The 316-nt window shown below is 52.2% G+C and carries 1 protein-coding gene; it reads right to left on the bottom strand.

Annotation, left to right across the window (positions count from 1 at the left end; translation table 11 throughout):
- Positions 1-316 (bottom strand): chemotaxis protein CheD (locus AC2Q9J_RS17765; RefSeq protein ID WP_499041992.1); only part of this gene is annotated, 316 nt, incomplete at both ends.

Raw genomic sequence — 316 nt, forward strand, 5'->3', positions numbered from 1 at the left:
TTTAATGCTTGGCGGATGGCCTCGGCGTTTCGCTCACCGATTCGCATCGCCTCGTTCTCATATTTAAACTGAAACATCTGAGCGCCGCCTGCCATCTTTGCTTGAAGTCCCGTCGCCCCTTCTCGTTTCAATGAATGGACGAGTGCATCGATGGCTGTATCTGCGTATTTTCCTACTTCAATCGTCTGGTTCTTACGAGCAATCGTCGAGTCCGGCAACATGACATGTGCCATCGCCGCCAATTGAAGGCGGGTGTCATACAAAATAACACCCACACATGACCCGAGCCCGGCTGTACGTAACCGATTTGGTGCGG

Source organism: Planococcus sp. RAB007_Raresut, assembly GCF_057369535.1.